We start from the raw sequence: 9,871 nt of genomic DNA, 5'->3' as shown, positions 1-9,871 counted from the left end.
CCCCAGCACCACCCCCGGAGCCGTCCGGGCCGGTCACGCCGACCGGCCCGGACGGCTCCGGCGCGTCGGGGGCACCTCGGGACCTGCCCCCGGCCGTCGGTCCCCTCGGGCAGGATGACGGCGTGAGCGTGACACCCCCCGAGCCGGCCGGCACCGGCGCCACGGCTCCCGCCGCCCCGGCGGGCGAGGACGACCGCCGCACGTGGGCGGCGCTGGCGGACGAGGTCCGCTCCCACCAGTTCGCCTACTACGTCCGCGACGCGCCGAGCATCCCGGACGCCGCCTTCGACGCCCTGCTGCGCCGCCTGCAGGACCTCGAGGCCGCGCACCCGGAGCTCGCCGTCCCCGACTCCCCGACGCAGCGGGTGGGCGGCACCTTCTCCACCGAGTTCACCGCCGTCGACCACGTCGAGCGCCTGCTGAGCCTCGACAACGTCTTCACGTCCGCCGAGCTCGACGAGTGGGTCGAGCGGGTCGTGCGCGAGGCGGGCGAGGGGGCGCGGGTCCGCTGGCTCTGCGAGCCCAAGATCGACGGCCTGGCGATCGACCTCGTCTACGAGGACGGCCGCCTCGTCCGCGCCGCGACGCGGGGGGACGGCCGGACGGGCGAGGACGTCACGCTCAACGTGCGCACCATGGCCGACGTCCCCCAGCGCCTGCGCGAGGACGTCGGGGCGCCCGTCCCGGAGCTGCTCGAGGTCCGGGGCGAGGTGTTCATCCCGGTGGACGACTTCGCCGAGCTCAACGCCGGGCTCGTCGAGGCGGGCAGGCAACCCTTCGCCAACCCCCGCAACTCCGCGGCCGGCTCGCTGCGGCAGAAGGACCCGCGCGTCACCGCCCGGCGTCCGCTGCGGCTGCTGGTCCACGGTCTCGGCGCGCGCCGGGGGTTCGACGTCGCGACGCAGTCGCAGGCGTACGAGCGGCTCGCCGCCCTCGGGCTGCCCGTGAGCTCGCACGTGCAGGTGCTGGACGACGTCGCCGCCGTCCGCGCCTTCGTCGCGCGCACGGGGGAGGCCCGGCACGACGTCGAGCACGAGATCGACGGGGCCGTCGTCAAGGTCGACGACCTCTCGCTGCAGCGGCGGCTCGGGGCGACGAGCCGCGCGCCGCGCTGGGCGATCGCCTACAAGTACCCGCCGGAGGAGGTCACCACCCGGCTCCTCGAGATCTCCGTCAACGTCGGGCGCACCGGCCGCGTCACCCCCTACGCCCGGATGGAGCCCGTGCTCGTGGCCGGCTCGACCGTCGAGCTCGCGACGCTGCACAACGCCGACGAGGTGCGGCGCAAGGGTGTGCGACCGGGGGACGTCGTCGTCGTCCGCAAGGCCGGCGACGTCATCCCCGAGGTGCTGGGCCCGGTCCTGGCAGAGGGCGCCGACGCCTCGCCGCGCGGGCCCGAGTGGCAGATGCCGACGCACTGCCCGTCCTGCGGGACCCGCCTGGCGCACGAGCGCGAGGGCGACAAGGACATCCGCTGCCCGAACGCCCGCACCTGCCCGTCCCAGCTGCGGGAGCGGCTCTTCCACATCGCCTCGCGGAGCGCCTTCGACGTCGAGGCGCTGGGCTGGGAGGCCGCCGGCGCGCTGCTCGGCGGCGTGCCCGACGCGGGGGGCAGCCGGGACGGCGGCGGGTCGGCGGCGGAGGACGAAGGGGTCGCCTCGGCGGCGGAGACCGACGGGGCGCCGGTGGGTGCGGACGGACGGGTCCTCGTCGACGAGGGGGGCCTGTTCGACCTCGACGAGGCCGACCTGCTGCGGGTCCCGCTCTTCCGCAACGCGAACGGCGACCTCTCCGCGAACGGCCGCCGGCTGCTCGACAACCTCGCGGCCGCGCGCGAGCGCCCCCTGTGGCGCGTGCTGGTGGCGCTGTCGGTCCGGCACGTCGGCCCGACGGCCGCCCGTTCGCTCGCCACGCGCTTCGGCAGCCTCGACGCCGTCGTGGGCGCGAGCGCCGAGGAGCTCGCCGCCGCGGACGGCGTCGGGCCCGTCATCGCGGAGGCCGTCCGGGCGTGGTGGGACGTCGACTGGCACCGCGGGATCGTCGAGGCCTGGCGCGCGGCCGGGGTCCGGCTGGAGGACGAGCGGGACCTCTCGGCGCCGCGGCACCTCGAGGGCCTGACGGTCGTCGTCACGGGCGGCCTGGAGGGCTTCAGCCGGGACGGCGCCAAGGAGGCGATCCTCGCCCGGGGCGGCAAGGCCTCCGGGTCGGTCTCGAAGAGGACGGACTTCGTCGTCGTGGGCGAGAACGCCGGCCAGAAGGAGGTCCGCGCGCGGGAGCTCGGCCTGCGGGTCCTGGACGAGGCGGGCTTCCGCGTGCTCCTCGAGCAGGGCCCGTCGGCGCTGCCGGCGCACGGAGGCGACGAGGGCGCTGCCGCACCGGTCGAGGGCGCGGGGGAGCCCGAGGACGCCGGAGGCGCCGACGAGGAGCGCTCGAGCACCGGTGACGGCGACGAGCGGGCGGCCGGGGCGGCCGGGGCGGGCTCCTAGACTCGCCGGCATGCCCGCCCTGACTCCCGACGACGTGGCGCGCCTGGCGGCGCTCGCCCGGATCGACCTGCGACCCGACGAGCTCGAGCGTCTGGCCGGCGAGCTGGACGCCGTGGTCGCGGCGGTCGCCTCGGTGTCCTCGGTGGTGTCCGACGACGTGCCCGCGACGAGCCACCCGCTGCCGCTCGCGGACGTCTACCGCGAGGACGTCGTCGAGCCGTCGCTGGCACGCGAGGACGTCCTCGCCGGGGCGCCGGCCGCGCAGGACGGCCGCTTCCTCGTCCCCCAGATCCTCGAGGAGGACTGATGGCCCCCGCGACCACGGCGCCGTCGGCAGGGGGCCCCGGCGACATCGTCCGGGCGACCGCCGCCGACCTGGCCGGGCGGCTCGCCGCCGGCGACGTCACGAGCGAGGACGTCGTCCGCGCCCACCTGGACCGCATCGCCGCCGTCGACGGCGCCCCCGGGGACGGTCGCGGCGTCGCGGCCTACCTGCACGTCAGCGGCGAGGAGGCGCTCGCCACCGCGCGCGACGTCGACGCCCGGCGCGCCGCCGGCGAGGCCCTGCCCGCGCTCGCCGGTGTCCCCGTGGCGGTGAAGGACGTCGTCGTCACCCGGGGGACGCCGACGACGGCGGGCTCGAAGATCCTCCGGGGCTGGGTCCCGCCGTACGACGCGACGCTCGTCGAGCGCCTGCGGGCGGCCGGGATGCCCCTGCTCGGCAAGACGAACATGGACGAGTTCGCCATGGGCTCCTCGACGGAGCACTCGGCGTACGGCCCGACCCGCAACCCCTGGGACCTGGCGCGCACGCCCGGCGGCTCCGGGGGCGGCAGCGCCGCGGCCGTCGCCGCCTTCGAGGCGCCGCTGGCCGTCGGCACCGACACGGGCGGCTCCATCCGCCAGCCCGCCTCCGTCACCGGCTCGGTCGGCGTCAAGCCCACGTACGGGGGCGTCTCGCGGTACGGGCTGATCGCGATGGCCTCGAGCCTCGACCAGGCCGGCCCGTGCGCCCGGACCGTGCTCGACGCGGCCCTCCTGCACGAGGTGATGGGCGGGCACGACCCACGGGACGCCACCTCGCTGGCCGACCCGGTCGGCGCGCTGGCCGACGCCGCCCGCTCCCGCGACGTCCGCGGCCTGCGCGTCGGCGTGGTCCGCGAGCTCACGGGCGAGGGCTTCTCCGCCGGTGTCACGGCGAGCTTCCGCGCTGCGCTGGACCTCCTGGCGGACGCCGGCGCCGAGGTCGTCGAGGTCTCCTGCCCGACCTTCGCGCACGCCCTCGACGCCTACTACCTGATCATGCCGAGCGAGGCGTCCAGCAACCTCGCGCGGTTCGACGGGATGCGTTTCGGGCTGCGGGTCGAGCCCTCCGAGGGCCCGGTGACCGCCGAGCGCGTCATGGCCGCGACCCGCGGCGCCGGCTTCGGCCCGGAGGTGAAGCGGCGCGTCGTCCTCGGGACGTACGCCCTGTCCGCCGGCTACTACGACGCCTACTACGGCTCGGCGCAGAAGGTCCGCACGCTGGTGCAGCGGGACTTCGCCTCGTCCTTCGAGCAGGCCGACGTGCTCGTGTCGCCGACCGCGCCGACGACGGCCTTCCCGCTCGGGAGCCGCCTCGACGACCCGCTGGCCATGTACGCCGCGGACATCGCCACCATCCCGGCCAACCTCGCCGGCGTCCCCGGCATGTCGCTGCCGAGCGGCCTGGCCGAGGACGGCCTGCCCGTCGGCTTCCAGGTGATGGCGCCGGCCCGCGCCGACGAGCGCCTCTACCGGCTCGGCGGCGCGCTCGAGGCGCTGCTCGACGAGCGCCGCGGCGGGCCCCTGCTGGCCTCCGCGCCGGACCTGCCCGCCCGCCCCGACCCGTCCGCCGCCCGACCGGAGGCCGCACGCGCATGAGCACCGCCACCACGGCCGCCACGGCCTCCACCGCGACGGACGGCAGGGACGCCCTCGTCCCCTACGAGGAGGCGGCGGCCCGCTACGACGTCGTCATCGGCCTCGAGGTCCACGTCGAGCTGGGCACGGCCACGAAGATGTTCGACGGCTGCTCGACGGCCTTCGGGGCGGAGGCGAACACGCAGGTCTCCCCGGTGTCCCTCGGGCTGCCCGGGGCCCTGCCCGTCGTCAACCGGCTGGCCGTCGAGCACGGCATGCGCATCGGCCTCGCGCTCGACTGCGGGATCGCCGAGATGTGCCGCTTCGCGCGGAAGAACTACTTCTACCCGGACATGCCGAAGAACTTCCAGACCTCGCAGTACGACGAGCCGCTGGCCGCGGACGGCCACCTCGACGTCGTCCTGGAGGACGGCACGCCGTGGCGGGTCGAGGTCGAGCGGGCCCACCTGGAGGAGGACACGGGGAAGTCGACGCACGTCGGCGGGGCCACGGGGCGCATCCACGGGGCCGACCACTCGCTCGTCGACTACAACCGCGCCGGCATCCCCCTCGTCGAGATCGTCACCCGGCCCGTCCTGGGGGCCGGTGCGCGGGCGCCGGAGGTGGCGCGCGCCTACGTCGCCGCGCTGCGCGACCTGCTGCGGGCGCTCGGGGTCTCGGAGGCCCGGATGGAGCAGGGGCAGATGCGCGCCGACGTGAACGTGTCCCTGCGCCCCTCGCCCGACGCGCCGCTCGGCACGCGCACGGAGACGAAGAACGTCAACAGCTTCCGCTCGGTGGAGCGCGCCGTGCGGTACGAGGTCTCGCGGCAGGCCGCCGTCCTCGACGCCGGCGGACGGGTCGTCCAGGAGACGCGCCACTGGCACGAGGACACGGGCGTCACGACGTCCGGGCGCCCCAAGTCCGACGCCGACGACTACCGCTACTTCCCCGAGCCCGACCTCGTGCCGCTGACCCCGTCGCGCGACTGGGTCGAGCAGGTGCGGGCTACGCTGCCGGAGATGCCGGTGGCCCGGCGCGCGCGGCTGCAGGGGGAGTGGGGCTACAGCGACCTCGAGATGCGCGACGTCGTCAACGCGGGCCTGCTCGACGTCCTCGTCGAGACCGTCGCCGCCGGCGCGAGCCCCGCCGCGGCGCGCAAGTGGTGGGGCGGCGAGCTCGCCCGCACGGCCAACGACCGGGGCGTCGAGGTGACCGACCTGCCCGTCGGGCCGGGCGAGGTCGCCGGGCTGGCCCGGCTCGTGGACGAGGGCCGGATCACCGACCGCATGGCGCGGGAGGTCCTCGCCGGCGTCCTGGCGGGGGAGGGGACCCCCGAGGAGGTCGTCACCGCCCGCGGCCTGGAGGTCGTCTCCGACGAGTCCGCGCTCGTCGCCGCCGTGGACGAGGCGCTCGCCGCGCAGCCCGACGTCGCCGAGAAGATCCGCGGCGGCAAGGTGGCGGCCGCCGGCGCCGTCGTGGGCGCCGTGATGAAGGCCACGCGCGGCGCGGCCGACGCCAGGCGGGTGCGCGAGCTGGTCCTCGAGCGCGTCGGCGCCGCCGCGGGCTGAGCCGTCGACGGACCTGCGGCGGCGGGGGCGGCGCCCGTCGCACCGGCGCTGCGGCGGCCGACCCGTCGGGCCCGCTAGCGTCGACGGGTGCCCGACGAGAGCAGCCCTGCGCCCACCTCGACGTCCGACGGCCGTTCGCGGGCGCCGGACCAGGGCGTCGTCGTCCGCCCCCTGACGCCGGAGGACCACGCGCGCCAGTGGCGTCTGCACGCCCTGTCCTTCGGCGAGGACCTGTCGTCCCCGCCGGCCGTGGACTCCGAGCCCCCGGGTGCGGTCCGGTACGGCGCCCTCGCGGCCGACGGCGACCTGCTGGGCGCGGTGACCCTGCTGCCGCGCGAGCACTGGTGGGGCGGGCGACGGGTGCCGGCCGCGGACGTCACTGACGTGGCGGTCCAGCCGGAGGCGCGGGGCGCGGGGGTGGCGACGTCCCTCCTGCGGGAGCTGCTCGCCGGCGCGCACGAGCGCGGGGCGGCCGTCTCGGCGCTGTTCCCGACGGTGTCCGGCCTCTACCGCCGCGCCGGGTGGGAGGTGACGGGGACGCTGACCACGGTCGAGGTCCCCACGCACGCCCTCGCGCGCGGCGGCCCCGTCGCCGGGCTCGCGGTGCGCTCCGGCCGCCCGGCGGACCTCGCCGAGGTGGCGGCGCTCTACGAGCGCGAGGCGCGCGCCCGCAGCGGCATGCTCGTCCGGCCCGCCCCGCCGGAGGGACGCTTCCCCGAGGGCGTCGACGGGCTCACGCTCGTCGAGGACGACGGGCGGCTCGTCGCCGCTGCCAGCTGGCACCGCGGCCGCGGCTACGGGCGGGACGCCGTGTTCACCGTCCGCGACGTCGTCGCCGACTCCGCCCCGGCGGCGCGGACCCTGCTCGGCGTCCTGGCCGGCTGGGCGCCCGTCGCGCGCAACCTCCACCTGCGGCTGCTGCGCGGGGACGCCGTCGCCGAGGCCCTGCCCGTGGAGCTCGCCCGCGTCGTCGACCGGAAGGTCGTCATGCACCGCGTCGTCGACGTCGAGCGGGCGATGGCCTGCCGTGGGTGGCCCGCGGCCGTGCGCGGGTCCGTCGTCGTCGAGCTCGTCGACGACCTCGCGCCCTGGAACGCCGGCACGTGGGAGCTCTCGGTCGCGGCCGGCACGGGGTCGGCCCGTCGCACCGACGCCCGGCCCGTCGCCCGGCTCACGCCGGGCGGGCTGGCGGCGCTCTACGCCGGCTCGGTGACCCCGCTCGGGGCGGTGCGTACCGGCGGTGCGGTGGTGCTGGGCGACGAGGGTGCCGCGCTCGCGGGGCTCGACGTGCTGGCGTGCGGGGACCTCGTCGAGGTCCTCGACTACTTCTGAGCGTCCGGGTCGTCCCCGTGGGTGACCGCACGGTCGGGGGACACGTGTCACCAACTCCTTGACCACCGCCGTCCACGTGCCTACAGTCCTCGTGTTCGCCGCGTTGCCGACAAGTTTCGACAGCGCGCTCGGGGTGACGTCCCGCCGGCGAGGACGCCGGTGGCCACGACGGCCCGAGCGCCGCCCGGGTCCCGGCCGAGCCGAGGTCTCGGCGCCCGTACCCGCGCGCCTCACGATGGAGATCACTGTGGATCAGACCAAGACCTCGCGCCGCTCCTTCCTCACGATGGTGGCGATGGCTCCCGTCGCTGCCGCGGCCGTGTCGGCCTGCGGCACGTCCGGGCCGGGCTCCTCCGGCGGCGGTGGTGGAGGTGGTGGCGGCAGCGCCGCGAGCATGTGGTACCTCAGCGGCGAGCCCAACGAGACCATCAAGAACGAGAACATCGGCAGCTGGAACGACGCCAACCCCGACCAGACGATCGACATCACGTTCTTCCAGAACGACGCCTACAAGACGAAGATCAAGACGGCCATCGGCGCCGGCCAGGCGCCCACGATGATCTACGGCTGGGGCGGCGGCATCCTCGCCAGCTACGCGGACGCCGACCAGGTCGTCGACCTCACCGACTGGCTCGACGAGAACCCGGACGTGAAGAACCGCGTGCTGGACTCCACCTACGGCGCGGCCACGGTGGACGACAGGATCTACGCGCTGCCGAACGAGAACGCCTCGCCGATCATCTTCTACTACAACGCGGACATCTTCCAGGAGCAGGGCGTCGAGCCGCCGGCGACGTGGGACGACCTCATGTCGCTCGTCCAGACCTTCAACGACGCCGGCATCGCCCCCATCGCCCTCGGTGGCCAGTCCCGCTGGACGTCGATGATGTGGCTGGAGTACCTCTACGACCGGGTCGGCGGCCCCGAGGTGTTCAACGCCATCTACGCCGGCGAGGCCGACGCGTGGTCCGCCGACGGGTCGATCCAGGCGCTGACCATGGTCCAGGACCTCGTCAAGGCGGGCGGGTTCATCAACGGCTTCGAGTCCATCACCGCCGACAGCAACGCCGACATCGCCCTGATGTACACCGGTCGGACCGCGATGATGCTGCACGGCTCCTGGACCTACGCCGGCATGAAGGGCGACGGCGGGGACTTCGTGCCCAGCGGGACCCTCCAGTGGATCGACTTCCCCTCGGTCGAGGGCGGCGCGGGGGACCCGAAGAACGTCGTCGGGAACCCGGCGCAGTACATGTCGATCTCCAGCGAGGCGGACGACGCCGCGCAGGAGGCGGCGAAGGCCTACTTCGCGGACACCGAGAACGGCATCATGAGCGACTCGGTCATCCAGGCCTACATCGACTCCGGCCAGGTCTGCGTCGCGACCGGCATCGACGACCTCATCGCCGCCTCGGACGACAAGGACTTCCTCAACTTCGCGTACGGGCTGGTCCGGGACGCGCCGAACTTCCAGCAGTCCTGGGACCAGGCGGTGAGCCCGGCCACGGCCGAGACGCTCCTCACGAACATCGACCAGCTCTTCGCGCTGTCGATCACGCCCCAGCAGTTCGCCGACAGCATGAACCAGACGCTGGGACAGTGAGCGCCGCAGCCGCGACGGCGCCCCCGGCGCCGGTGGGCGACGCCCCGCGCGCCGCCCGGCGCAGCGCGACGTCGGCGGGGTCCGTCTGGTGGATGACCCTGCCCGCCCTGGTCATGTTCCTCGCCTTCGGGATCGTCCCGCTGGTCGGCGTCGTCGTCCTCAGCTTCGCCAGCTGGAACGGCATCGGGGCCATCTCCACGGCGGGCCTGGACAACTGGCGCTCCGTCCTCGTCGACCCGGTGATGTACCGCGCGCTCGGCCTGACCTTCGGCCTCATGATCGTGTCGTGGCTCGTGCAGACGCCGCTGAGCATCCTCATCGGCACCTTCACGGCGGGCCGGCAGCGCTACCGCGCCTTTCTGGCGGTCCTGTACTTCCTGCCCCTGCTGCTGTCGGCGGCGGCCATCTCCATCGCCTACAAGGCCCTGCTCGACCCGAACTTCGGCCTCGCGGAGGGCCTCGGCCTGCCGTTCCTGGCGCAGAACTGGCTGGGTGACCCCACTCTCGTGATGTTCGTGGTCATCTTCGTGCTGGCGTGGCAGTACGTGCCCTTCCACTCGCTCATCTACCAGGGCGGGGTCCGGCAGATCCCGGCCTCCCTCTACGAGGCGGCCCAGATCGACGGGGCGGGCACCGTCCGGCAGTTCTTCTCCATCACGCTGCCCCAGCTGAAGTACACGATCATCACGTCCTCGACGCTGATGGTGGTCGGCTCGCTCACGGCCTTCGACCTCATCTTCGTGCTCACCGGCGGCGGGCCGGGGAACTCGACCCGGATCCTGGCGCTGGACATGTACCTGCGCGGGTTCCGCGCCAACCAGATGGGGCCGGCCAGCGTCATCGCGACGCTCATCGTCGTCATGGGTCTGGCCCTGGCGTTGTTCCTGCAGCGGCTCGGCGGGCGGGACAAGTCCTCGAGCCAGCTCGAGGGGCTGTGATGGACGACGGAGGAGCGACCGGACGCCGACGACCGGCCGCCCGGCCCGGAGGGAGGGTGT

General features: G+C 75.1%; 7 protein-coding genes. All 7 read left to right on the top strand.

Annotated elements, in window-relative coordinates:
• The first annotated feature begins 128 nt into the window (after positions 1-128).
• The 7 genes from ligA (at position 129) to WDZ17_RS05830 (ending at position 9,811) form a co-directional block, all read left to right on the top strand.
• The gene (gene ligA, locus WDZ17_RS05860) at positions 129-2,486 is read left to right on the top strand and encodes an NAD-dependent DNA ligase LigA (RefSeq protein ID WP_422631858.1); all 2,358 of its coding nucleotides are present in this window, start codon (positions 129-131) and stop codon (positions 2,484-2,486) included.
• Between the two features lie 10 nt (positions 2,487-2,496).
• A complete protein-coding gene (gatC, locus tag WDZ17_RS05855; RefSeq protein ID WP_339574199.1) occupies positions 2,497-2,793 on the top strand; it encodes an Asp-tRNA(Asn)/Glu-tRNA(Gln) amidotransferase subunit GatC in 297 nt (98 codons plus the stop codon).
• Positions 2,793-4,388: an Asp-tRNA(Asn)/Glu-tRNA(Gln) amidotransferase subunit GatA gene (gatA, locus tag WDZ17_RS05850; RefSeq protein ID WP_339574198.1), complete on the top strand. Its 1,596-nt coding sequence runs from the start codon at positions 2,793-2,795 to the stop codon at positions 4,386-4,388. Before gatC ends, gatA begins: the two co-directional genes overlap by 1 nt.
• Complete coding sequence (gene gatB, locus WDZ17_RS05845) at positions 4,385-5,938, top strand: Asp-tRNA(Asn)/Glu-tRNA(Gln) amidotransferase subunit GatB (RefSeq protein ID WP_339574197.1); 1,554 nt, start codon at positions 4,385-4,387, stop codon at positions 5,936-5,938. The genes gatA and gatB overlap by 4 nt, the downstream gene beginning before the upstream one ends.
• A gap of 87 nt (positions 5,939-6,025) precedes the next feature.
• Positions 6,026-7,270, top strand: a complete 1,245-nt coding sequence (locus WDZ17_RS05840; RefSeq protein WP_339574196.1) for a GNAT family N-acetyltransferase — start codon at positions 6,026-6,028, stop codon at positions 7,268-7,270.
• 247 nt (positions 7,271-7,517) lie between these two features.
• Complete coding sequence (locus WDZ17_RS05835; RefSeq protein ID WP_339574195.1) at positions 7,518-8,873, top strand: extracellular solute-binding protein; 1,356 nt, start codon at positions 7,518-7,520, stop codon at positions 8,871-8,873.
• Between the two features lie 92 nt (positions 8,874-8,965).
• On the top strand, positions 8,966-9,811 hold the full coding sequence (locus WDZ17_RS05830) for a carbohydrate ABC transporter permease (RefSeq protein ID WP_422631857.1): 846 nt from the start codon (positions 8,966-8,968) through the stop codon (positions 9,809-9,811).
• The last annotated feature ends 60 nt before the right edge of the window (positions 9,812-9,871 follow it).

Origin of the sequence: Pseudokineococcus basanitobsidens (genome assembly GCF_037482545.1) — a bacterium.
GTDB classification, from domain to species: domain Bacteria; phylum Actinomycetota; class Actinomycetes; order Actinomycetales; family Quadrisphaeraceae; genus Pseudokineococcus; species Pseudokineococcus basanitobsidens.
Note: the sequence above shows the minus strand (reverse complement) of the source record. Positions and strands in the feature narration are given on the sequence as shown.

Coding starts and splice junctions, on each gene's coding strand:
- gatC (WP_339574199.1), top strand. CDS start 2,497: ATGCCCGCCCTGACTCCCGACGACGTGGCGCGCCTGGCGGCGCTCGCC.
- gatA (WP_339574198.1), top strand. CDS start 2,793: ATGGCCCCCGCGACCACGGCGCCGTCGGCAGGGGGCCCCGGCGACATC.
- gatB (WP_339574197.1), top strand. CDS start 4,385: ATGAGCACCGCCACCACGGCCGCCACGGCCTCCACCGCGACGGACGGC.
- WDZ17_RS05830 (WP_422631857.1), top strand. CDS start 8,966: ATGACCCTGCCCGCCCTGGTCATGTTCCTCGCCTTCGGGATCGTCCCG.